The organism is Puniceibacterium sp. IMCC21224 (assembly GCF_001038505.1).
Taxonomy (GTDB): Bacteria; Pseudomonadota; Alphaproteobacteria; order Rhodobacterales; family Rhodobacteraceae; genus Puniceibacterium.
In genome coordinates this window covers 1,568,514-1,591,920 of sequence record NZ_LDPY01000001.1, presented here as the reverse complement: position 1 = coordinate 1,591,920, position 23,407 = coordinate 1,568,514, and the positions used below count along the sequence as shown (strand labels likewise).

The following is a 23,407-nucleotide window of genomic DNA, read 5'->3' as shown; positions in this document are numbered from 1 at the left end:
TGGTCAAAGCTTGCTAGCCAAAGTCCAAAGACTTAGTAAGTAAACTCTTATAATGAGGTCAGGCATGAAGCTCTTCAAAATCGCTGCTGTCGCAGCAACTGTAGCACTATCGAGCATCGCGTTTTCCGCGCATGCGGCGACCATCGGGTCGCTTACGGGTATTGGCTTTACCGAAGCCTCCTCCCTCCCGATCACACCAGGTTCGACAATCCAATTCTCGAGCAGCCTGTTCGAAGGATCGTCCGGAGGTGAATACGCAGGGTTTGATCTGGTGTCCGTGGGCAATCTTGTGCTGAGCACTGGCGCTGTCAATAATGGACAAACCTTTTCGGCGGTTTCCGGATCGCACAACATCACATTTACAATTTCCGACACAGCGATCGCGTCGGTAACAGCAAATCCTGGTTTTGCTTCGAGCTGGAACCTTGCCGGTCTGTTGACAGTATGGTCGCCGACTTTGACGCTGCTGGCCGAAACAGCAAGCTTTTCGTTCACCGGGAACGACGTAAATGCACCCGGGTTCTCTTTCTCGATCCAAACACCGCCCGAGGGCTTCGCCTCACCGGTTCCGCTTCCTGCAGGAGCGTTCCTGCTGTTCGGGGCACTGGTTGGACTCGGAGCATTTCGCCGCAAGGCATGATGCACTGTTCGAACACAGCTGATATACCAATATGACGAAACCCCGGATCTCTGATCCGGGGTTTTTACGTTTTGTCCGCTATTCCTCCATCCAACGCTAGGCGGCGGAAGGGCTGGTTCAGCGTTCTCGCCAAAGAACTCTTTTGGTTCGTCAAAAACTGGGATTTTTTTACTTGCAGACGCGCGCGGTACTGGATACACCGCCCCGACATCCATTGGTACGCGGGCGTAGCTCAGGGGTAGAGCATAACCTTGCCAAGGTTAGGGTCGGGCGTTCGAATCGCCTCGCCCGCTCCAATGGCGTTGATAACGACTGAAGCGCGGGCGTAGCTCAGGGGTAGAGCATAACCTTGCCAAGGTTAGGGTCGGGCGTTCGAATCGCCTCGCCCGCTCCAGTCGATACGCAAAGTCTACGCATCCAAGGCCGCCCTTTCGGGCGGCCTTTGCTTTTGAGAGCGTTGCGTCGCCAAGGCTTGCCCGTCGCGGCAATTTTCGATAGGAACGAACGTGGAACATATGCCCCTGCGCCACTCCAAGGTTGCGCCGGACGCGCACAACGGATTTTATCTGCGAAAAGAGGGCCGGCAAAATGCTGACATCCGTTGAACTTTGCGCCGGCGCCGGCGGTCAGGCCCTTGGGCTGGAGCAGGCCGGATTCGCCCACGCCGCCCTTGTCGAGATTGACAAACATTGCTGCAACACGCTGCGCCACAATCGACCACAGTGGAATGTCCTCGAAGAAGATATGCGTCACTTCAAGGAGCGTGCCGCCGACTACAAAGGCATGGATTTGTTGGCTGGTGGCTTGCCTTGCCCCCCCTTCTCGGTCGCGGGCAAACAACTGGGCGAACAGGACGAACGCAATCTGTTTAATGATGCCATCGACATCGTGGATGCGGCCCGGCCCCGCGCCGTGATGATCGAAAACGTGCGCGGATTTCTGGATGCCGTGTTCCACGACTATCGCGAGCGGTTGAAGACTCAGCTGGACAAGTTGGGGTACAGGACCGACTGGCGGCTTTTGAATGCCTCGGATTTTGGCGTGCCGCAGCTTCGACCCCGCGTGGTGATCGTGGCTGTCCAAAGGCAGCGCGCGGACTTTTTTGACTGGCCCGAACCGAATCCACATAACCCGTCCACCGTTGGTGAAACCCTGCGCGACCTGATGGCCGCCGGTGGCTGGCCTGGCGCGGACGACTGGGCAACCAAAGCCGACGAAATTGCCCCAACCATTGTTGGCGGCTCAAAAAAGCATGGCGGCCCCGACCTTGGCCCAACCCGTGCCCGTGCCGCCTGGGCCACTCTCGGCGTTGAGGGGCGAACCATTGCGCCCGAGGCACCCGATGCCTTTCATACCGGGATGCCGCGCCTGACGGTGCCAATGGTGGCCCGGATACAGGGCTTTCCCGACGACTGGCACTTTACCGGGGCCAAAACCAACGCGTACAAGCAGGTGGGAAATGCGTTTCCGCCCCCTGTGGCGCAGGCGGTGTCCGGCCAGATCGCCAAGGCGCTGCGCAAGCGGGTGCTGCGCACAGTCAACGCATAGCCGTCTCAGACGGCTTTACACGCGACAGTTTGTTGAGAAACAACAGAGGCTCAGGACGATGAGCATTTGAAAAAAACCATTCCAGAGAGCGCCGTTGTCGCAGGACATAGTGACCACACTGCCCTGACCGCCATCGCGAAGGAGATATCAAAGCGCGCGGGCGGCGACGACGCCTTGGTCACCCAGTTCTCTGTCATGCTGCGCCAATGTGTTGATGACGTGATCATGACGCCCAAAACCGGGCGGCGCTCGTACGACGAGCTGGAAAAGACCGAAAAGACCTATATCGGCACGCGGGTCGAGATTGAGTTGCGCGCGATGCTGCGCCTGCCCAAGGGCAAGCTGGATACCGTCATTCTGGGACAGGATGTCGATATCAAGAACACAATGGGCAACAATTGGATGATCCCAACCGAAGCAGTTGACCACCCCTGCATTCTAGTCGCCGCCGACGAGGAGCGGGCGATTTGCTACCTCGGCCTGTTTGTGGCGCGCCTAGAATATCTGACCCACGGCCAGAACAAAGATGCCAAAAAAAGCGTCTCAGCGCAGGGGTTCTCCAACATCCTGTGGCTGCTGCGCGATCATCCCTACCCTGCGAATTTCTGGCGTACGATGCCAACAGACGTGATTGAACGGATATTTTCGGGCAAATCCGGCAATCAACGCATGGCCAATCTGTTCCGCGAAGTACAGAGGACACCAATCACCCGCGACGTTGTCGAGGCGGTGGCCCAACAACAGGACTTCATGCGGCGCATACGTTCGGACAACAGCAAGGGGACGCGCGATCGTTTGGCCCGCGACGGCATCCTGCTATTGTCCGGTCACTACGACGCGCCACTGATCGCGGCATTAGGTTTGCCGTACTGCACCCAAAGCGAATTTGTGTCCTGCACGCCCGGCTCACGCGATGAGATCGACCTTGCAGCACGTGCGGGTATCCAGATCCCTGATCGGGGCAGCGATTTGTTTGACCGCCGCTGACGGGTCCCCAGAACTGCCTCGAACAGGGCACTGACATAGTCAGGGAATGGTATTCTTCCGCTGGGGGCACGCGCCCTTCGCCCCTCGACGTCGGTCCGGGAGTTTCGGCCTGACTGATCGGAAAACCTCCTAGACAAAGCAGGACCACTACGATGTCATCGCTCTGTTTTCAGACGGTAAGACGTCACGTTCAGCTAAGCTCAACGGGATGTGGCCGTGAATCTGCGGCACGTATTTGAGAAACCGTGATTTTACTCTTCACAAGGCCTCACTGCTGATCTATACGCCCGCTACCAAGTCGGGACAGTGCGGTCGTGGCGGAATTGGTAGACGCGCAGCGTTGAGGTCGCTGTGGGGTAACACCCGTGGAAGTTCGAGTCTTCTCGACCGCACCATTTCACACTTTGATGTGATATTATCTAAAAACATAAAGATTACAGAGGTTTGCGGAGTTCGAAATCCGCTTTCTTTACTGTAGGCCAATGGCGTCTTAAACACCATTCTCAGAACTGTTTTCTTAAGTGAGTGATTCCCATTTTCCCATATATTCCAAGGTCTTGCCAAGAATCTCATGGAAAGTTCGAAAAGTTCTTCAAGTGTGTGCTTGGGTTTGTCGTTTCGAGCAACCTTATCTGCCAGTAGCATCTTGTCGCTTTCCAGCTTGGCAATCTTAGTTTCGTAAGCGGTGATGACCGTTGCGTTTTGGGTCTCCACAATGCGAGTCAGCAAGCCATCGAGCTGTTTGTCCAATTTGGTGATTTCGCGCTTGAGGCCGTCTTTCTGAGCATCAGCATGCACCAACCGTTGGTGCCAAGCATCCCTGAGCATTGCCTGGGTGATCGCGATCAAGCCCTTTGATGGTTCAAGGGATTGCATGATCTCCGCAAAGGCGGCGTCAATTTTTTCCGCACGGATGCTCTTGCGATACATTCCGCAGTTTTTTGTCTGACACCAGTAATAGGGATAGCGCTTGCCAGTTGCGCTCTTTGACCAGCAGGACGTCATCGGCGCGTCACAACAGGCACAGGCAACGGCCCCACGCAGTGGGAAGTCGTGATTGAGATCAGTGCGTGCAGGTGCCAGTTTGCGCTCAGCTTTGCGGGTTTGGATGCGCTCATAGGTCTCCAGTGAGACAAGCGCTTCATGATGCCCTTTGCGGCGAGAGATGCCCCAAGGCTGATGTTCTATGTATCCTGCGTAGAGGACGCGGTTGAACAAATCGGTCACGACCTGCTGGCGGATTTTACCATTGATGTTTGGGAAGTCAGGCTGGCTCTCAAGATGGTGGACTTGCCACGCAAAAGTTCCGGTCTCTCAGCTCATGTTAGGCAGCCCGTCTCTCGAAAGCCAAGGGACTTTTCCCGCCAAGGGATGAATGCCGTCTTCGCGGGTTGTAGAACCCATTGATGTATTGGAATATTGCTCCTTCTGCTTGTCTGCGGGTCGCCCATTTCTGACGCCAGATCAGTTCGGCTTTCAGAGATTTGAAGAAGGTCTCGACCATGGAATTGTCATAACAATTTCCCTTGCCGCTCATTGAGACCAGAAATCCATGCTGCTTCAGACTTTTCTGATAGTCACCTGAACAGTATTGAGAGCCACGATCCGTATGATGGATACAGCCTTTGGGTGGCTTTCGCAGCCCTACTGCCATGTCTAATGCCTTGATGGCCAGGTCCCGCTTCATCCGGTTACTGACCGCCCAGCCAATGACCCGGCGGGAGTAAAGATCGATGATCACGGCCAAATACAGCCATCCCTCGCTCGTCCAGATGTAGGAAATGTCCCCTGCCCATTTTTGGTTTGGGCCATCAGCAGAGAAGTCCTGATCAAGAAAGTTGGGGGCGACATTGAAGGCGTGATTGCTGTTAGTCGTGACTTTATGTTTACGGGTTCGAATAACCTTGATCGCGTTCTCACGCATCAACCGGCCTACCCGGCGGTGCCCGACAACAAGACCGAGATCGCGCAGTTCCTCCGTCATGCGAGGTCGGCCGTAGCTTTGCAGGCTAAGGCGGTGTTGTTCTCTGATATGGGCCAACAGCACCATGTCATCTCGCTGGCTTCGGCTGATAGGGCGGATCTTCCAGGCGCGAAACCCACGGGAAGTTACCCGCAAAACGCGGCATAGAAACTCAATGGGCCAGATCTTCTTCCAGGTGTCGATAAAGGCAAACCTCACGCCTTTTGGCCTGCGAAGAAGATCGTCGCCTTCTTTAACACTTCCCTCTCCTCGCGGAGTAGCCGGTTCTCTTTGCGAAGGCGGGCGTTCTCCTTCTCCACATCCTCATGCGGGCCGGACATCAGGTCATCATTCTGATGGTGTTGAACCCACTTGTTCAGTGTCGAAACACCAACCCCTAAATCAGACGCAATCTGAGGTCGCGTCAGTCCACTGCTTGTTGCAATGCGAACCGCATCACGTCTGTACTCGTCGCTGGGTAATCCCCCCATTTTTAATGGGGTGCAGCCGTAGAACTTACGCGGCCATTTTCAGTTTCTGTGCGGGTGTGATGCCGCCGATGCCCATGTTCGGGCGGTCGTTGTTGTAAGTCCAGAGCCATTGCGTGGCGAAGTCTTGGGCCTCCTCGATGTTTTCGATGATGTGTTGGTCCAGCCATTCATTCCTGACGGTGCGGTTGTAACGTTCGATGTAGGCGTTCTGCTGGGGCTGTCCTGGTTGGATGTGCTGGAGGGTAACACCTTGTTTCTCAGCCCATTCCAGCAGCTTGATGCTGATGTATTCAGGGCCATTATCGACCCGGATCGTGCCGGGCTTGCCACGCCATTCGATGATGCGATCGAGGCTCCGGATCACGCGTTCAGCAGGCAATGAAAAGTCGACCTCAATGCCAAGCCCTTCGCGGTTGAAGTCGTCCAGCACGTTCAGCAGTCGAAACTGACGACCGTCGCTCAGCCTGTCGGCCATAAAGTCCATCGACCAGGTCATGTTGGGGGCCTCGGGTACCGCCAGCGCGTCGGGTTTATCCCGCTTTAGCCGTTTGCGGGGCTTAATCCGCAGGTTCAGTTCCAGCGCGCAATAGATGCGATAGACCCGCTTATGGTTCCACGGATGACCTTTGACGTTGCGCAGGTGCAGATAGCAAAGTCCGAAGCCCCAAGTCTTCCTCGTATCCGTCAGCCCGACAAGCAAATCGGCAATCTGTTCGTTCTCATCGCTCAGAAGCGGGCTGTAGCGATAGCAGGTCTCGCTAACCCCAAAGGTGCGGCACGCCACGGCGACACTGACCCCGCGTCGCTCTACCGCCGTTGCGGCCATCTCTCGTCGCTGAGATGGCCCAGTCACTTTTTTCCAAGGGCTTCCTTCAGCAACTCGTTCTGCATGCTCAACTCTGCGAACATCTTCTTCAGGCGTCGGTTCTCGTCTTCAAGCGCCTTGGTCTGCGCGATCATTGAAGCATCCATCCCGCCATACTTCGCCCGCCATTTGTAAAAGGACGCTGTGCTCATACCATGTTCGCGGCAAAGCTCGGCCACCGGAACACCGCCTTCGGCCTGGCGCAGGATCGCAAGGATCTGCGGCTCACTGTATCTCGTCATCTTCATCTGAATCTCCTCATGCATCTTGCCGAGAAAATTCTACTTCCGCAGCCCCTTACTTTCGGGGGGGATTACCGGGGGGGATTACCTAACTATCGTCGCTGAAAGACATCTAAAGAAGCCATTATTTTCATGCAATCAGTACTTTGAGAACTACACTTTTGATACCTTCATTGCAGAAAGATGTTCACGTTCTGAACGTTTTCCAGAGGCAGGGAGTGTGAGCGAAGATGTTGTTTGATCATGCACGTAAGGGCAATTTTTCTTTGCGCCAAGGCAACAAAATATCGGCGTCAAATAGACGTTGACTGTATGTACTTTAAAGTACATATTCGCGTTAGTGCAAATTCGCACGTAGAAGATGTAGTTTTGTGGTCGCATGGCCTACAGACGGTTAGATGAAAGCGAAAACGTGAATACCATGGTCAGTGCGCCAATTACTTCTGAAGCCGCGAAAGCGGACTATGCTCCTTACCGCCCGGTTCAATATCTGGGCAGTAAGATGCGAGTGCTAAATGAAATTCGGGCTGCAGTTGCGGAGCTGGTTGCTCCCAACGCACAAGTCGTGGACCTTTTCACGGGCTCGACGGTTGTTGCTCAGGCGCTTGCTTCAGACGGCTACAAAGTAACTGCAATAGATACACAAGCTTATGCTGAAATTTTTGGAACTGCTCTTCTTGGCGTGCACCGAGTAGCAGGCGAAAATTTGACCCTCGAGGGGCTCAACGAACACTTTGATAGAAAAATGGCGACGCCTGAATATGCTCAATGGACGAGTGCGATGGTTCGTGAGGACGAAGCCATCGCCACTCAAGATATTTCAGCTCTTCGAGATCTTTATGAAGGGCTTCCATTATCTTGGAAACGGCCTGATACGGCATCAAATACATCACCGATGACTTCAGTGTACGCCGGTAGCTATTTTGGAGTTAGGCAAACACTTTCGCTAGATATATTGCACTCACTTTGTGCAGAGCTTGCGGGCAACCAGCAACTGTCTTTGTGGCAGCGGGCTGCTTCGAAAACCGCATTGATGCATGCCGCATCAGTGGCCGTGCACTCAGCAGGAAAGCATTTTGCACAGCCATTTAAAACCACTTCCGAAAATACTCGCTTTCTCGATGGGCGACTTCTTTCTGATCGTCGCGAAGACATCATCGTTCGGTTCTTGGAGGGCTGTCAATCTGTGTCCTCCACACCGTTCTATTCCCAAGATGAACATCGCTCACTAAAAGGCGCTGCAGAAAACATCGTTAGCGATATTGGTGCTCAGCAACTCTATTACCTCGATCCGCCTTATACAGCTCAGCAATATTCTCGATTTTACCATTTTCTAGAGACCTTAGCGGATGATGGAGTGCCAAAGCTGCCAGCGAACACCCCGATTACGACAGGGCTCTACCCAGAAAACCGTTATAAATCTGCTTTCAGTGCTCGCTCCAAAGCGCCCAAAGCATTCGCTAGTCTAATGGGTAAGATCGCAGCCCAAGGCGCTTCTGCGATAATCAGCTACTCTGCATCTTCCGCTGGTTCGGATGGAAACGCTAGAATGGTCTCTCTTTCCGAGCTACAAGAAATATGCGTTGGTGCCTTTGGGAAAAGCCGAGTGGAATGTCAAACGATGGATCATCGTTATAGGCAGTTCAACAGCACAGGAAACTCAAACTCAAAACGCGATGACAAGGAAGTTCTGATACTATGCAAATCGGTCTAATTCAGCGCTATCTTGGCAACAAATCTACGATCTCGGATGAGATCATTAATGCCATTGGCGAACTTGCCAGCCCAGGCGACCTAATTGTTGACGCATTCTCGGGCTCTTTGGCAGTATCTGCATCACTTCGTCGAGCCGGTTACCGCGTTGCGTGCAACGACATCAATCACTTTTCTTGGGTTTTCGCACATGCGTTCTTTTCGGGAAACCATCCATACGCGCCTAATGGTCGTGTAGTATCTTCGACAGAGCGAAGGAAACTCTGGCAAAGCTTAGCAACCGAACTCATAGCACCATATGATGGAAAGTTTCCTCAGCTCGAACGCCGCACTGACATATTTGATCATTATTGTGAAGAAGGCGAAAAAAGTGGCTTTCAAAGCTCAAGGGGCACTACCGGTCGCCGTCGCTTCTTTTCAACCGACAACGCTAAAGCGATTGATAGAGCGCTTTCACGCATAAGACATTGGTTTAGAACGGAATCAATTGATCAGCGCACTCGCTGCATCCTAACAGCAATGCTGTTAAGTGCCGTTGAAAAGGTAAGCAATACGCAAGGCACTTATCATGATTTCCCAAGGGATCTTATCGATTCTCGGGCACTTAATTTTATATCGCTTGAAGTGCCGCCCGACGAGATTTTTAGCGGTTTGAAGAGCACTCACATCGGCAAAGAGCAAGATTCGATGGATTTTGTTTGCACGATCCCTCGTCACCGAGTGTTGTATCTCGATCCACCATACAATTTTCGGCAATATACATCGTACTACTTCATGCTTAACTTGCTTTCGTCCCATGCAGAAGTTGATGACCTTGACAACTTCTTTGCGCGGATTGAGTTTGTTCGAGGGCAAAACATGGAAAGTGATTTCAAGTCAACTTTTTGCAGCAAAACTGGCTTCATGCCCTCACTCAAGCGCCTCATTGAACGCTCCAAAGCAGACCATGTTGTTTTAAGCTACTTCGATGGCCGAAACCATTGGGGACAATTTAAGACTGCGGAAAGCGAGCTCCTCGGAAAAGAAGTTCTTGAAGCATTCTTTCGTAGTGACCTGTTCCAACCGAACAGCGTCAAATTTCAGCCGGTTTCCCGAACTAACTACCAAAGCTATGGTGGCCATAAGGCAAAGGAAGTTAAGGAATTTCTTTTCTCCGCAAGCAAGGCTAGTATCGCCGCAAAAGCAGGTGACGATAGGAGCGAGCAGTGGATTGGGATGATGTCGGGCTAGGAGCACGCGTTCTTGATTGGTTAACAGCCACCGGCAAAAGTAATCGAACAACTGAGCGCCGTCTTGATCCATTCGCTACATCAATGCGTGATCTAGACGATGTAACGGTTAATCTATTGTCTGTTCGGGCTGGTGAACCGCTCACTCACAATGATCAAGTCCAAAGAATAACGGATCTTAGGAGCGCAGGTCTTGTAGTTGGTGCCGTCGATACGGCGACACTTACAGAGTTAGGCAACGCGACACTTGATTCTTGGTTGAAGTACGATGTGGCGAACGACTCCATGGCAGATGAGTTTGCGCGGACATTCTTGCTTATGCATGAAGCTCGGCAACTGAATGTAGATGCCTATGTATCGTATGCTGAATACTGGGCTGAGCTCCGGTCATCATACGACCCGCACAAATTACTCGACAACTGGGATGCGCTCTTCATTCTGAATTACCTTGACAACTCTATAGATGGCTTTGCGCCCGGCTCCGCTTTCAGAGACGAAAAAGTACCTGTTGAGGCCATTGAGTATGACCTTGATGACTATGCTGAAGAGGTTGCCGCAGATAAGGAAACACAATCAGCGGCAGATCAAGTTGCCCGTGCCATTGGCGGAAAAATTCCACGTGGAAAGGCTCGAGCAACGGTCTGCCTTGCTCTTGAGATAATGGCAACGCCAAAGCAAGATCCGCGAACATTGCTGCGGGAGTTTGGGCAACCCAGACGGCCAAGGCAATGGGACTCGTTTGACGAAAAACAGATAGAAAAGTTTGCTGCGATTATCGCCAATATCGGGATTCCAGCCGGTCCTGCAAGTGACCAGGCTAAAGGTGGTCGCACCGATACTACCAAGCCAGATGCCATCTTAAAGCTGCCAGCTGAGATAAATTTTGAAAAAGTAGAACGCGCGGCTCCTCAACCACCTAAGAAAAAACCTAGAAAAAAGGGGGGCTCTGCTCCGAAGAAAATTGACCATAAGCGAAAGCAAGAACGCAACGACATAGTTGGCCGTGTCGGCGAGGAATTTGCGCTTCAATATGAACAATGGAGACTACGCGGCCATCCTGATCTGGTAGAGAAAATCGAGCATGTGTCATTGGAAGATGACACGAAAGGATATGACATCAAATCCTTTGAACTCGATGGGACAGACAGACTAGTTGAAGTTAAGGCTACTCAGGGGCCGCTAGAAACGCGCTTCTTTATGTCCGCTCCAGAGAAAGTATTCGCGGACGCTAACCCTGAAACCTACGTTATCTTGCGGGTTGGAAATCTGAACGATGCGCCAGTACTATGCGAACTTAAGTCACCTTTTGATCAACTTGATTTCGCAACGGCAATTTACGAAATCAACTTTCTCCCAGCGGAAGATGACGAGTAGATCGCATGACAGAACAGACGAAAGAAGTCGGTGAACCACTCTTACAGGCAGTTGGACTTCGGATTCGACAGCTTCGGATGGAATCTGGTCATTCTCAGCAATCGTTTTCTGAGGCAGCAGGAATGAGCAATAACTACGCTTGGAGAGTTGAAGCAGGTCGGCAAAACCTAAATCTTAAGACACTCTCGCGGATAGCTTTTGCACTTGGTATATCCATGTCGGATCTGCTCAACGGTATCGATGCAGACCCAAAAACAATAGGTACACGCCCTTACCAAAAAGTCGCTCAAAAAAATTCCGCGAAGGCTGATGACTAGTTGCCCTGGTCGTTTCACAAAATTGGCCATGGCAGGTGAATTTTCATTGCGCGGCTTGTCATTCGGACCAAACATACGAGCAATCACTGGGCTTTCCTCCACAAATCCAGCAAGAGGTAGAGTTTTTCTGCGGGACTACAGGGTGTTTCTTGATGGGTTTTGTTACCACGAAATATTTTCAGACGCCGGACGGCACTAAGTAAATCGAGACTGCCTATTACCGCAAGAAAGGAATGTTGATGAGCGTACTTGATGAACCAATACACCCCGGTGCAGTCCTGAAAGAACTTTATCTTGATCCCTTGGACCTGGGAGCAATCGCGTTTGCGCGACGTCTGGGTGTACCCCGGACACGCATCGAGCGGCTTATCAAGGGAACTACGGGGATCACGCCTGATACGGCGCTCCGTCTCGCCCGCGTGTTCAACACGACACCGGCTTATTGGGTGAACCTGCAGACAAACTACGACATGGCGGTAGCGGCCAAAGAAATCGACGTGTCTAGCATCGAACCGCTCGTTGCCGCCTAGTGGCAGCCAGTCGCGTAAATGGGTGCAATTCTGCACTTACGCCACCGTGGTTGCTGCGGCGCGCAAAAATGTCCGCTTCAAGGCTATTTGCCCTTTATATCAGTTAGTTTATATGGCCTATTGATCCAAATTTTGGGGGCGTCTCGTGAAAAACGTAACACAAATCTTTGGTGAAACTGGTCAAACGATCATGACTAACCTGTCTACTCTTGTTGGAGAGTTTAGAGACGGTAACATCGTTTACAACTTTTTGAGCGAAGATGAGTTTAGAGACCTGGCATCCAAAGATATGGGTCGAGCGGGCATTCAATACTGGCAAGAAATTTTGGACCGAGCCCACTTTTCAAGTGCAACCGCGATCATCAGAACAGTCAATTGGGTAAGGGCAATCGATTCTGCTTATGAAGACGATAATTTCTTATCATTCATGTCGTCCGTTCGCGCACTTACTGAATTTTCCGGAGACACTATTCACTCCCTAAATTTGGTGCCGCTCACGATAGCTGAAAATAGCTCAGAAATAAAAAGAATGCTTGGCGGAAACTCGAATCCTTTTATTTCTTCAAGTGACTTAGAAAATTCATTGATTCACTATACTCACGCAAGGAAGGTGAAGAACGGCGAAGATAGTGCTGACAGCCATCGCGCCGAGCGGACACACGTGTATGTCAAAAGCTTGGAGCCCTATGCACCAAGAATTTATGATATGTATACTGAACTTTGCGGCTACGCTCATCCAGCAGCACAGTCAGTCGGCGCTCATATGAGATCGCTTAACGAGAACGACTGGTCTCTGACGGTTGACCCCGGAAGAGATTTGATTTCTGCGTTTATTGTCGAGTGGCAAAGTCAGTTTTCAGAATTACCTATGCTGGCAACAAATCAGGCGCTTTGCACACTGAAGGTTCTGAGTGCCATTGATGGACAGCGTTATGGAAGCGACTTCGCTTCCAAAGTAGACTTGTCCCAAATTCCGCTTTGGGTAAAATGTGCCTCCCATTTCGATCTCTGAACACTTCGCACCAATTTTCACAGGTATTTGGTATGAGCAGCGAAAGTTTGCTTCGCCACACTGCTGACCCCAACTGACTCCTAATGCGTCATCCCCCGATCCATCTCGACCTCCCGCTCCTCTAGCTCTGTCTCAGCCTCTCTTCGGCGTCCTTCGCTAAGCTCAAGCTCGTGCTCAATTGTTCGTCCAGCGTCGCGTAGCTCGCTTCCTTGTTCAACAATCCACGCAATGCTTTCATTGATACGGCTTGCGAACGCACCAGCAGTGTCACGCATTGTGCGATACCATCCAGCTGGCTCTGCATCCTGTTCGTCGAGCGTTCCTCTAATCCGCTCAATTCCTTTGCTGAGACCTCGCAGGCCGTCACCAACCGCTCGACGCAGGCGAGCAAGTCGCTTTCCAAGGCTGTCAGGGGTGTCGTGGTAATCCCCCCATTTTTAATGGGGGGATTACCATTGTACGATGCGCGATGGTCGCAACTTTGCTCAAATCGGTCCTGAAGCTCTCGAGCTGGGATGCCATCGAGGCAGCGTAGTCTTGCCGGATCGTGTCCAGCTCCGCGTTCAACTTCTCGCTCAGCCGGGTCGGCTTGCCAGTTTTCATGGAAAATCTCTCCTTTCAAACGCCAGCGCTCGCCGGTGTCGGGGTCTTGGGCGGTCAGGTAGGCTTTGCCTGCGCGCGGGATATCGAAGCCCGCATCGGTGAGCGCATCGAGCATGCTGGCACGGTCGATGATCAGACCGACGCTGATCTGGTCTTGGAGCCACCCATGCAACTCGTCGCGGCCTTGGGCGCGGGTTGGTGTCTCGATGGCGTCACGGACCTCTTGGGTGCGCTCCAGCTCCATCGGATCGGCCCAGCCGTGGCGCTGGTTCATCACGTCGCGCAGGCTATCGAAGGCCTTCTCATAGCCTGGCGGGGCGATGTTCAGGCTGCGGCCCGAGGTCAGTTCCAAGCGCGGTGTGCAGAAGTGAAGCTCGACCCGGTCTTCGTGGGTATGTCGGACCCAGAGCACGTCATATTGCTCAGGGTCCAGCCCCGCGAAGGCCAGACGCTCGAACCCGTCCATGACCTCGGCCTGCTGATCCTCGGTCGGGGCATCCTCGGCGGCAAAGCTGATCACCCCCGCGCGGTAGGTCCACTGGTGGCGGCTGGCATCGATCAGGGCTTCGGTGCGGTCGGGATTGCCGCGAAGGACTTCAGGCAAAGGCTCCCGCGTCACGGTCATCGGCTGGCCGTCTGCATCGCGGATCAGGTCGCGGTTGTCGTCATAGGCCAGCACCTTGTCCGCGACGAGGTAGCCGACAGGACCCGCCCCCGCGCCTTTGCCGTTGCGGAAGAACTTGATCAGCATCGGCGTGCGGCCTCGACGATCTGGGCAAGCTGGCGCTCGATTGTCAGCAAGCGGCGGGCAACGGTGAGCGTGTCGAGATCAACGCGACCCGCCAGCATCGCGCGGTTCAGCCAGCGGGCGATCTGGTTGAGGTTGCCGCCGATGCGCCCGACGGCCAGCACGAGCGCCGGATCGACGCGGGGGATGGGCTTGCGACGGCGGGCCTCGGTCAGCCCAAGTGCCTCGCGCAGCAGGGTCGCGGCAGGCAAGCCAGCGGCCTCGGCCTTGGCGCGCAACTGGGCCTTCTCTGCCGCTGTGCACCGAAAGACGAAGGTCTCGGCCAGCGGCTCTTTGGTGCGGGCTTTGCCAGCGCCGGTGGGGTTCGAAGGGGAGGCTTGCCGCCCCTCGCAAGGTCCCGTGTCAGCAGCGCCAGCGTATGACATGGGTCGCCTTGCTGTTTGCTCTTCAGTGGGATCAGTAGCGGTCATGATTTGAGGCCTGCGGCTAGGATTTGGGCCTGCGTCACCAGCCTTGAGGCCAGCAATCCGTCGATCTGCTTGGCCGTGATGTGTTTGCACATCGGGCTGCGATCACTGATCCAGCAGGCCAGCCGCGCATGGTGGTCCGCCTGCAACGCGGTCGCCTTTTCTCGATCTTCCGCCTGCTTCTCGACATAAGCCTGCCAGCGCCGCAACTGAAACCAGTTGTCGGAAAAGCAGACCTTGGAGCGGGTAAAACCAGCGCTGTCGGTGGCATAAGCTTGGACGGCCTGCCGCATGTCCTCTGACCTGATACCTTCCTTCATGGCCTCTTCGATCTGGACAAGGCAGGCCGCTTTGCCCCGCAGCCGGTCGGGCGGGTAAGCTGCCAAAACCTTCTCAGCTTCTTGATCCGCCGCCGCCTCGCGCTCGCGCGTAGGTGGTTTATGGATGGTTTTAGGATGGTTTGGGGGCCGTGGTGGCCCCGGTACCCCGGCCACAGTGGACCCCGTACCCGGTCCAGACTGGACGGGGGCCACTGTGGACCCCGTCTCAATCTCGGGTTCAAGCGTGGGGTCCAGCGCCTCAACCTTGGCCAGATCGATCCGGTAGACGACGGTGAAACCGTTCTTGCAGGTGCGTGCGCCGGTCTCGATCAAGATACCTTCTTTCAAAAACTCGCGGACGGTTCGCTTAACCGTGGTCTCCCCCAGCTCGGTATGTCGCTGGATTGTGCCCTTGGAACACCAGATACCTGAACCATCATCTGACGCCTTGTCCGCCAAGAACATGATGATCTGCTTGCGTGTGGCGCTGCCGAACTTCCGTTCCGCGCATGTGTTTGCAACCCGCCAGCTCATTGGAAGGCTTCAAAAGACGCAAGGACGTGCGAATTTTGTACGGGATTTGTACGAGATTTCCGCCGTTTCAGCAGAATTCGGCCCGAAAGCTCACGGGAGTTTCTGCAAGCTCCTGCACAAAGCCCTGTAAATAAGCCATATTTTTCAGGTGTTTTTGGTGACCCCGGCAGGATTCGAACCTGCAACCTGCCCCTTAGGAGGGGGCTGCTCTATCCAGTTGAGCCACGGGACCACGCCACGACTGCATAGCCCGCCACTTCCGGCTTGTCATCTACTGGAACTACGATTTTCGCCTATTGCCAACAATCCCGTTCAGATACCCCTACCATGTGGCACTCTGCCGTTCTACGTTACCCGCGAACATGCCCAATTGAGGAGAGCGTATGTGGCTCATGACGACCCCCGCCCCCTGACGCTCCGTGATGTCTCTGAGGCATCTGGCGTTTCTGAAATGACTGTCAGCCGGGTGCTGCGCAACCGCGGCGATGTCTCAGCCGAAACCCGGGAAAAGGTGCTCGAGGCGGCCAAGACGCTGGGCTATGTTCCCAACAAGATCGCGGGCGCTCTGGCCAGCCAGCGGGTGAACCTGGTCGCGGTTATTGTGCCGTCCCTCAGCAACATGGTGTTTCCTGAGGTGCTGACCGGCATTTCCCACGTGTTGGAAGAGACTGAATTGCAGCCGGTGTTCGGCGTCACGGATTACCTGCCCGAAAAAGAAGAGCGGGTGTTGTATGAAATGCTCTCTTGGCGACCCTCAGGCGTGATCATCGCAGGCATTGAACATACCGATGCCGCTCGCGCCATGCTTAAGAACAGCGGTATTCCGGTGGTCGAGATCATGGATGTGGACGGCACGCCGGTCGATGCGATGGTCGGAATTTCTCATCGCCGCGCAGGTCGGATGATGGCGCAGGCGATCCTCAAGGCGAATTACGAACGCATCGGCTTTCTGGGCACCAAGATGCCGCTGGATCACCGCGCCCGCAAACGCTTCGAAGGGTTTACCGAGGCATTGGCTAAGGGCGGAGTTGAGGTTGCGGATCAGATTTTCTATTCCGGCGGTTCCGCTCTTGCCAAGGGGCGCGAGATGACACAAGCCCTATTGGAGCGCACCGAAGATCTGGATTTTCTATATTATTCCAATGACATGATTGCGGCGGGCGGATTGCTGTACCTGCTGGAAAAAGGAATCGATATCCCGATGCAGATTGGCCTGGCCGGGTTCAACGGGGTCGAACTGCTGCAAGGGTTGCCGCGTCAACTGGCGACGATGGATGCCTGTCGAGCGGAAATCGGCAAACGCGCCGCCCAGATCATTGCCGCACGGGTCGAAGATCCGAATGCCGAGATCGAAACCCTGGTCGAACTGACGCCCAAAATCACTTTTGGCGACACGCTCAAGCGGCGCTGATGTTGCACGCGCGGCCACTTTCGGCATGACCCGTTCCATCCTGCCCAACCGCCTTGCCCGGCGGCTGTTCCTGCATCGTCACGCGCTGGCAGAGTCACCAAGCGGCCCTACCAAGGGTGACGATCTCTGCGCTCTGATTCAGCGGCTGGGATTTGTGCAGGTCGACAGCATCAACACGGTGCAACGCGCCCACCACATGATCCTGTTTGCCCGGCGACAAAGCTATCGGCCCGCACATCTGGCGCCATTGCTGGACCGCGACCGCACGCTGTTCGAACACTGGACCCATGACGCCGCGATCATCCCGACGGCATTTTATCCGCACTGGCAGATCAAGTTCGCTCGGGACGCTGAACAGTTGCCGGGGCGTTGGCGCGATGGTCGCCGGGCGGGCTATCTTGAGCAATGCCAGACCATCGTCAAACGCATCCGCGAACAGGGCCCGGTCTGTTCCGCCGATGTGGGTGAGGGTGAGGCACGCGGCTCTGGTGGATGGTGGGATTGGCACCCGTCCAAGACTGCACTGGAATATCTGTGGCGCAGCGGCACCCTGTCGGTGACCCGGCGCGACGGGTTTCGCAAAGTTTATGACCTTAGCCCGAACGTGATCCCCGACGATTTGCGCGACGTCCTCCCTGACCCGGATCACAGCATCGACTGGCTCTGCAACGCGGCGATCGACCGGCTTGGCTTTGCCACCAGCGGAGAGATTGCCGCCTTTTGGGACATTGCCTCTGCGAAAGAGGCCGCCGCATGGACGGCACAGGCCCTCTCCGCAGGTACCCTGATCGAGGTGGATGTGCAGGGTGCTGACGGGCAGTTGCGCCGCAGCTTTGCCCGCCCCGATGTGCTGAGCGAGGCCGAGGTCGCACCGACACCCCCCGCCCGAATGCGCGTGCTCAGCCCGTTTGACCCGGCGCTGCGTGACCGGGCGCGCGCCGAGCGGCTGTTCGGCTTTCACTACCGGATCGAAGTTTTTGTACCCGCGCCCAAGCGGCGATACGGCTACTACGTCTTTCCCCTGCTCGAAGGTGACCGTCTGGTGGGCCGGATCGACATGAAGGCCGACCGGGCGGGCGGTGTGCTAAATGTCACCGGCCTCTGGCCCGAAGTTGGGGTGCGCTGGACTGACGCGCGTCAGGCACGTCTTACCGCCGAACTGTCCCGTGTCACCCGCTTTGCCGGGTTGGATCGGTTTGACCTGAATGACGGCTGGTATCGCGATCCATCAAACGGAGTACCTGGCGCACTCTGACCCGCCCCGCATCAGCGGCCGCAGATTGGTGAAGACACTCGCTTGCGTCATGCCATCTGAGTCATATCATTGTGGTACAGGGCCGGAAAGGACCAAAAGACCCATGCAGTTCAGCCGCTACGCTGTTTACCATACCTGCCCGCCAGGACCGCTGGCTGACTTTGGCGCGGCCTGGCTGGGTTGGGACGTCGCCCGTGGTAAAGATACTGCCGCGCCTGAGATCGCGGGTCTGCCTGACGATCCCCATAACCTGACTGCGACACCGCGCAAATATGGCATGCACGGAACGATAAAACCGCCTTTTCGCCTTGCTCCCGGGGCAACTCCCGACGACCTGGCGCGCTGTTTCGCACAGCTCTGTCGCGAGATGACGCCGATAACCCTCGACGGGCTGGCGCTTGGCCCGCTTGGTCGTTTTCTGGCCCTCACCCCAGAGGGCGACACCCGCGCCCTCTCGGCGCTGGCAGATGCTGCGGTCACCCGGCTCGACCCGTTGCGCGCCGCGCTGAGCCCACTGGAACTGGCGAGCCGCCGCAACGCCCGCCTTAGTCCTGTGCAAAACGCATTGCTGCTACGCTGGGGCTATCCCTACGTCTTCGAGGCGTTCCGGTTTCACATCACACTTACCGATCGGCTGTCGCGCACCAACCTTACCACCACGCACGCAGCGTTGATGCCGCATTTGGCCCCTTTGCTACCGCGCCCCTATGTCATCGACGCGCTGACACTATGCGGCGAAGATGAGCAAGGCCGGTTCCACGCGCTACATCGCATCCCTTTTGGCGAATGAGTTCCGGCGCGCGGTTGTCCACGATCCATTTACACCCGCATTGATGGAAAAGAACCGGATTTCCCGCAAAATTCTGTCACTTGACCGATACATTGCCCCGCTAGTGTCAAGCAAATTTCAGGTGCAGTCCCCCGATGATCCCTTCGCCCCTTTCCCTTCGCCTGACCGGCGCCACCTCGCTGCGTGATGGCACGCTGCAGAACCGTTCGGTCGCGATCAAGAATGGGCGCATCTCCAAGGGGCCCCTGCCCGAGGTGGACCTTTCGGGCTACTACATCCTGCCTGGAATCATTGATCTGCATGGCGATGCCTGTGAACGGCATCAGATGCCACGCCCCAACGCGGCCTTCTCGATCGAGAGCGCCCTGCGGGCCACTGACCGCGATGCCGCCGCGAACGGTGTCACCACCGCTTGGATCACCCAGGGCTGGAGCTGGGAGGGAGGGCTGCGCAGCCCCGATCATGCGGAACAGTTCCTTCGGGCGCTGGACCGTTACCGCGCGCAGGCCCTTACCGATCTGCGTGTGCAGATCAGATGCGAGACCCATACCACCGACACCGCTGACCGCTTGCTTGCCGCCGTACGCCGCCACCGCGTAAAGTATGTCGTATTCAACAATCATATTGAGCAGACGCTGGCCACGGCCATTTCCAGCCCCGATTCACTGGTCAACTGGGCAAGGGACACCGAAAGCAGCGCTGCCCAGATGCTGGATGTGATCCGCCGCGCCCAGGCGCAAAAGCGGGATGTCCCACGCTATCTCTGCCGTCTTGCCGAGGCGTTCGACACGCTCGGCGTGGTCTATGGCAGCCATGACGACCCCGACGGCGAAACCCGAGAGACGTTTTCGATGATTGGCGCCAAGATTTGCGAATTTCCCTTGCGGCGCGGTGTCGCCGCCCTCGCACGCGCCGTCGGCGATCCGGTATTGATGGGGGCCCCCAACGTGGTACGTGGCGGATCACAAGCCGGGCATGTGGCGGCTATCGATCTGATCCGCACCCGGCTTTGTGATGTGTTGGTGTCGGATTTCTACTACCCGGCACTGTTGCAAGCGGCGTTCCGACTGGTCGACGACAATGTTCTGTCTTTACCTCAGGCCTGGGCGATGATTTCAGCCACCCCCGCACAGATCCTGCGTCTGCCGGACCGTGGCGTCATCGATTACGGATTGCGCGCCGATCTAGTTGTGGTTCACAAACACACCCGCGCGATTGAGGCCACAATCAGCGGCGGTCGCATTACCCATCTGGCGGGTGAAGCCGCACAACGGTTCCTCGGGGTACGCAGCGAAATCGCGCTGGCAGCGGAATAAACCGGCTTCCGGCCTGATCCTAGGCGCGAATCCACACCGCAGTCTGATTTGCGCCTTTCCCGCGCGCCGCAAGAAAAGCTTTGTTGAACTGACATGCCCTTGTCACACTGGGTGGCTACCCAAACGGCACATCATGCACGCGGATTTCAGACCAAACCTTTTCCGTATCTCCCCGGATGTGGCTACGCATTTTCGAACAGACATTTCAAAACAAAAGGGGCGGCCGAAAGGCTGCCCCTCATTTCGCTCGCGCCAGTGAAACTGTTCCGCGAACTGACAATGGAGTGGCTCCAAGGGAAACACCCCGCTGATTTCAAGGCGAAGTCGCCGCTATTTCAAGGCTTCGTCGGTGATAGCGTGGGTCCAGGCACCTTCCGGCGCTTCGGTGATCATGCCACCTTCCATCGTTATCTCGGCCGAGCGATCAAACGCCGCCTCGTCCAGCGCGCCGTCGGATCCGGCAGTCAGTTTGGCAATTTCGCCCATCATACGGCGCTGGTGCTTTTCGGTCTGGGCACCGGTCTCGTCATATTCGAGCACGATATCCGCAGCTTCGTCCGGGTTCGCCTCGGCGTATTTCCAGCCCTTCATCGAAGCACGAACAAAGCGGACCAGCTTTTCAACTTCAGCCGGATCGGCCAGCTTATCTTCGGTGGTGTACAGGCCATCCTCAAGAGTCGAGATGCCTTCGTCCTCATACTTGAAAACCACCAGATCGTCAGGCGCCAGGCCCGCATCAATCACCTGCCAATATTCGTTATAGGTCATCGTGGTGGCGCATTCGACCTGCTTTTGCAGCAGCGGATCAACGTTAAAGTTGATCTTCTGGATCGTCACACCGCCATCCGATCCGTCGGTGGCATAGCCCAGCTTGCCCATCCAGGAATAGAGCGGGATCTCGTTGCCAAAGAACCAGGTGCCAAGCGTATGACCGGGAAAATCTGCGGGCGATGTGATGCCATGCTCCTTGAGACAGGTCAGCATCAGACCCGAACTGGCAAACGGCTGCGCGATGTTCACAATCGGCGCACCTTTTTCCCGCGCAGCAAGCGCCGAGGGAAGCCAGTCCACCATCACATCCGCACCGCCGCCCAGCAACACCTGAACCGGAGCGATATCCGGCCCACCCGGTTTGATCGTGACATTCAGATCCTCTTCTTCATAGAATCCTTTTTCGAGCGCGACGTAATAGCCCCCGAACTGCGCCTGCGTCACCCATTTGAGTTGCAGCGTCATATCATCCGCCGCCGTCGCAACACTGGCCGTCAGGCCCAGCGCCGCAGCTGTTACCATTCCAATTTTTTTCATTGTCTTAACTCCCTGTTGGTCCTGTTGATTTTGTATCACGTCCGACCGCGTTGTGACGGATGCCAAAAGGTCACCACCCGTTCCAGCATCGCCACACCCCCATAAAAGGCCGATCCCGCCAAAGCCGCAACGACGATTTCCGCCCATACCAGATCAAGCGCAAGCTGCCCGACACTGGTCGAGATGCGAAAGCCCATGCCCCGGATCGGAGAGCCGAAAAATTCAGCGACGATTGCCCCGATCAGCGCCAGCGTGGTGGCAATCTTCAACCCGTTAAAGATAAAGGGCATCGCCGTCGGCAGCCGTAATTTCCAAAGCGTGATCCAGTAGCCCGCCGCATAAGTCCGCATCAGATCTCGCTGCATGGCGCTGCTATCAGCCAACCCCTGTACCGTATTCACCAGCATCGGAAAGAACACCATGACCACGACAACCGCGGCCTTGCTGTGCCAGTTGAACCCGAACCACATCACCATAATCGGAGCAAGCCCGATGATCGGCAAAGCGGCGACGAAATTACCCACCGGAAGCAGGCCCCGTCGCAGAAAATCGAACCGGTCCACCACAATCGCCAGTACAAATGCAGCGCCGCACCCGGTGACATAGCCCGTCAATGCGCCCTTGATTACCGTCTGAACAAAATCCTCCCACAGCACATTGGTCGATGCAGCAAACCGCACGGCAATCGCCGAAGGTGTGGGCAGCAGCACCGGACTAACCTCAAGCCCGCGCACCAGACATTCCCAGACCAGCACGATGGTCAGGCCAAAGATCACCGGAACCAACACTCCGCCGCGCCCACGTCGCACAAGCCAGACGTTCAGCGCCCAGCCGACCGCCCAGATCACCACCGCCAGCGCCACCAGGTTCATACCATGCCCATCCGCTTCAGCGTTACCCGCTGTAAAACCCCGATCAGGCCCACCATCAGCGCCGCCAGAGCCGCCGCCATGATCAGCGCCGACCAGATCTGAATCGTCTGTCCATAGTACGAGCCCGCCAGCAACCGCGCCCCCAACCCCGCGACGGCCCCCGTCGGCAATTCTCCGACAATGGCCCCCACCAGAGACGCTGCCATCGCGATCTTCATCGAAGTAAAGAAATACGGCGCCGCCATCGGTAGTCGCAACCGCCAGAACTCCTGCGTCGCGCTGGCGTTCCATGTGCGCATCTGGTCTAGCATCATCCGGTCCGGGCTGCGCAGCCCTTTTACCATGCCCACCACGACTGGAAAGAACGACAGATACATACTGATGATCGCCTTGGGCAGCAGCCCGCTGATCCCGACGGCGTTCAGCACCACGATGATCATTGGCGCAATCGCCAGGATCGGGATGGTCTGGCTGGCGATCACCCAAGGCATCACCGACATATCCATCACCCGATTGTAGACGATCCCGATCGCCAGCGTGAACCCTAACACCGTCCCTAAACCCAGCCCCAGCAATGTCGCACTCAGCGTGATCCAGGCGTGGTACACGAGCGACCGACGCGAAGTGACTTTCTTCTCTGCCACCGTCTGCCACAGCTCAACCCCGACCTGATGCGGTGCCGGAAGCTTGGGTTTTGCCTGGGCCCAGGTATCCGCCACCAGTTCAAAAACCGTCAGTTCCACCCCGGCCCGTCGCGCCTGATCCCGTGCCCATTCTGCGTTCAGCCAGACTGCCCCCGCATACCAAAGCATCAGAATCGCCGCGATCACCACAACAACCGGCAGGACGCTGCGCCGCATCACGCCGCTCCC

At 55.8% G+C, this 23,407-nt stretch carries 21 protein-coding genes, 4 tRNA genes and 1 pseudogene; 16 read left to right on the top strand and 10 right to left on the bottom strand.

The features are described from left to right. Positions 1-64 precede the first annotated feature (64 nt). The 6 genes from IMCC21224_RS07335 (at position 65) to IMCC21224_RS07310 (ending at position 3,570) form a co-directional block, all read left to right on the top strand. Positions 65-640 carry a VPLPA-CTERM sorting domain-containing protein gene (locus tag IMCC21224_RS07335; protein WP_047994790.1) on the top strand — a complete coding sequence of 192 codons (576 nt, stop codon included), beginning with the start codon at positions 65-67 and terminating at the stop codon, positions 638-640. 221 nt (positions 641-861) lie between these two features. Beyond that, positions 862-936, top strand: a tRNA-Gly gene (locus IMCC21224_RS07330). Between the two features lie 23 nt (positions 937-959). After that, a tRNA-Gly gene (locus IMCC21224_RS07325) sits at positions 960-1,034 on the top strand. Between the two features lie 194 nt (positions 1,035-1,228). Further along, positions 1,229-2,188, top strand: coding sequence for a DNA cytosine methyltransferase (locus tag IMCC21224_RS07320; RefSeq protein WP_047994789.1), 960 nt, complete (start codon positions 1,229-1,231; stop codon positions 2,186-2,188). 66 nt (positions 2,189-2,254) lie between these two features. Beyond that, a complete protein-coding gene (locus tag IMCC21224_RS07315) occupies positions 2,255-3,175 on the top strand; it encodes a NaeI family type II restriction endonuclease (protein ID WP_047994788.1) in 921 nt (306 codons plus the stop codon). Positions 3,176-3,483: 308 nt separating this feature from the next. After that, positions 3,484-3,570 (top strand) — tRNA-Leu (locus IMCC21224_RS07310). A 544-nt stretch (positions 3,571-4,114) separates the two neighbouring features. On the opposite strand, the pseudogene IMCC21224_RS28460 reads toward IMCC21224_RS07310, so the two are convergent. From IMCC21224_RS28460 to IMCC21224_RS07295, 3 genes and pseudogenes are all read right to left on the bottom strand, one after another. Beyond that, positions 4,115-4,180, bottom strand: a pseudogene (locus IMCC21224_RS28460) (hypothetical protein); the annotation flags it as partial. A 319-nt stretch (positions 4,181-4,499) separates the two neighbouring features. Beyond that, positions 4,500-5,629, bottom strand: a protein-coding gene (locus tag IMCC21224_RS07305) for an IS3 family transposase (protein WP_156178167.1) whose coding sequence is annotated in 2 segments (ribosomal slippage) — positions 4,500-5,383 and positions 5,383-5,629 — 1,131 coding nt in all. Because the reading frame shifts where the segments join, the coding sequence is not laid out codon by codon here. Positions 5,630-5,654: 25 nt separating this feature from the next. Beyond that, positions 5,655-6,742, bottom strand: a protein-coding gene (locus IMCC21224_RS07295; protein ID WP_156178101.1) for an IS3 family transposase whose coding sequence is annotated in 2 segments (ribosomal slippage) — positions 5,655-6,481 and positions 6,481-6,742 — 1,089 coding nt in all. Because the reading frame shifts where the segments join, the coding sequence is not laid out codon by codon here. Positions 6,743-7,157: 415 nt separating this feature from the next. Between IMCC21224_RS07295 and IMCC21224_RS27000 the strand changes: the two genes are divergently transcribed. The 6 genes from IMCC21224_RS27000 (at position 7,158) to IMCC21224_RS07270 (ending at position 12,911) form a co-directional block, all read left to right on the top strand. Continuing rightward, complete coding sequence (locus IMCC21224_RS27000) at positions 7,158-8,450, top strand: DNA adenine methylase (RefSeq protein WP_231582139.1); 1,293 nt, start codon at positions 7,158-7,160, stop codon at positions 8,448-8,450. Continuing rightward, entirely contained in the window at positions 8,435-9,679 is a 1,245-nt protein-coding gene (locus IMCC21224_RS26995; protein ID WP_082135156.1) for a DNA adenine methylase, read from the top strand. The genes IMCC21224_RS27000 and IMCC21224_RS26995 overlap by 16 nt, the downstream gene beginning before the upstream one ends. Continuing rightward, on the top strand, positions 9,655-11,052 hold the full coding sequence (locus IMCC21224_RS26420) for a DUF3883 domain-containing protein (RefSeq protein ID WP_156178165.1): 1,398 nt from the start codon (positions 9,655-9,657) through the stop codon (positions 11,050-11,052). The genes IMCC21224_RS26995 and IMCC21224_RS26420 overlap by 25 nt, the downstream gene beginning before the upstream one ends. A gap of 5 nt (positions 11,053-11,057) precedes the next feature. Beyond that, a complete protein-coding gene (locus tag IMCC21224_RS26990) occupies positions 11,058-11,369 on the top strand; it encodes a helix-turn-helix domain-containing protein (RefSeq protein WP_082135155.1) in 312 nt (103 codons plus the stop codon). 239 nt (positions 11,370-11,608) lie between these two features. Continuing rightward, the gene (locus tag IMCC21224_RS07275; RefSeq protein ID WP_047994785.1) at positions 11,609-11,899 is read left to right on the top strand and encodes a HigA family addiction module antitoxin; all 291 of its coding nucleotides are present in this window, start codon (positions 11,609-11,611) and stop codon (positions 11,897-11,899) included. 145 nt (positions 11,900-12,044) lie between these two features. Continuing rightward, positions 12,045-12,911 (top strand): hypothetical protein, encoded by an 867-nt coding sequence (locus IMCC21224_RS07270; RefSeq protein WP_156178163.1) that lies wholly within the window; start codon positions 12,045-12,047, stop codon positions 12,909-12,911. Positions 12,912-13,032: 121 nt separating this feature from the next. Here the strand turns inward: IMCC21224_RS07270 and IMCC21224_RS07265 are convergent, their stop codons facing one another. From IMCC21224_RS07265 to IMCC21224_RS07250, 4 genes are all read right to left on the bottom strand, one after another. Further along, positions 13,033-14,265, bottom strand: coding sequence for a relaxase/mobilization nuclease domain-containing protein (locus tag IMCC21224_RS07265; protein WP_053078916.1), 1,233 nt, complete (start codon positions 14,263-14,265; stop codon positions 13,033-13,035). Further along, positions 14,259-14,687 (bottom strand): plasmid mobilization relaxosome protein MobC, encoded by a 429-nt coding sequence (gene mobC, locus IMCC21224_RS07260; RefSeq protein WP_231582031.1) that lies wholly within the window; start codon positions 14,685-14,687, stop codon positions 14,259-14,261. The genes IMCC21224_RS07265 and mobC overlap by 7 nt, the downstream gene beginning before the upstream one ends. 41 nt (positions 14,688-14,728) lie before the next feature. Further along, on the bottom strand, positions 14,729-15,514 hold the full coding sequence (locus IMCC21224_RS07255) for a hypothetical protein (RefSeq protein ID WP_231582030.1): 786 nt from the start codon (positions 15,512-15,514) through the stop codon (positions 14,729-14,731). Positions 15,515-15,738: 224 nt separating this feature from the next. Next, positions 15,739-15,815 (bottom strand) — tRNA-Arg (locus IMCC21224_RS07250). A gap of 153 nt (positions 15,816-15,968) precedes the next feature. Between IMCC21224_RS07250 and IMCC21224_RS07245 the strand changes: the two genes are divergently transcribed. The 4 genes from IMCC21224_RS07245 (at position 15,969) to IMCC21224_RS07230 (ending at position 20,355) form a co-directional block, all read left to right on the top strand. Continuing rightward, complete coding sequence (locus IMCC21224_RS07245; RefSeq protein ID WP_156178161.1) at positions 15,969-16,994, top strand: LacI family DNA-binding transcriptional regulator; 1,026 nt, start codon at positions 15,969-15,971, stop codon at positions 16,992-16,994. 25 nt (positions 16,995-17,019) lie between these two features. Further along, positions 17,020-18,249: a winged helix-turn-helix domain-containing protein gene (locus IMCC21224_RS07240; RefSeq protein ID WP_047996945.1), complete on the top strand. Its 1,230-nt coding sequence runs from the start codon at positions 17,020-17,022 to the stop codon at positions 18,247-18,249. Between the two features lie 103 nt (positions 18,250-18,352). Next, a complete protein-coding gene (locus tag IMCC21224_RS07235; RefSeq protein ID WP_047994781.1) occupies positions 18,353-19,039 on the top strand; it encodes a DUF1045 domain-containing protein in 687 nt (228 codons plus the stop codon). Positions 19,040-19,173: 134 nt separating this feature from the next. After that, positions 19,174-20,355, top strand: coding sequence for an alpha-D-ribose 1-methylphosphonate 5-triphosphate diphosphatase (locus IMCC21224_RS07230; RefSeq protein ID WP_047994780.1), 1,182 nt, complete (start codon positions 19,174-19,176; stop codon positions 20,353-20,355). A 330-nt stretch (positions 20,356-20,685) separates the two neighbouring features. Here IMCC21224_RS07230 and IMCC21224_RS07225 read toward each other — a convergent pair whose 3' ends face one another. Genes IMCC21224_RS07225 through IMCC21224_RS07215 form a run of 3 tightly spaced genes read right to left on the bottom strand, consistent with a single transcriptional unit; the run spans position 20,686 to position 23,395 of the window. Further along, the gene (locus IMCC21224_RS07225) at positions 20,686-21,663 is read right to left on the bottom strand and encodes an ABC transporter substrate-binding protein (RefSeq protein ID WP_047994779.1); all 978 of its coding nucleotides are present in this window, start codon (positions 21,661-21,663) and stop codon (positions 20,686-20,688) included. 35 nt (positions 21,664-21,698) lie between these two features. Beyond that, complete coding sequence (locus tag IMCC21224_RS07220; RefSeq protein ID WP_047994778.1) at positions 21,699-22,535, bottom strand: ABC transporter permease; 837 nt, start codon at positions 22,533-22,535, stop codon at positions 21,699-21,701. Beyond that, positions 22,532-23,395 carry an ABC transporter permease gene (locus IMCC21224_RS07215; RefSeq protein WP_047994777.1) on the bottom strand — a complete coding sequence of 288 codons (864 nt, stop codon included), beginning with the start codon at positions 23,393-23,395 and terminating at the stop codon, positions 22,532-22,534. Before IMCC21224_RS07215 ends, IMCC21224_RS07220 begins: the two co-directional genes overlap by 4 nt. Positions 23,396-23,407 lie beyond the last annotated feature (12 nt).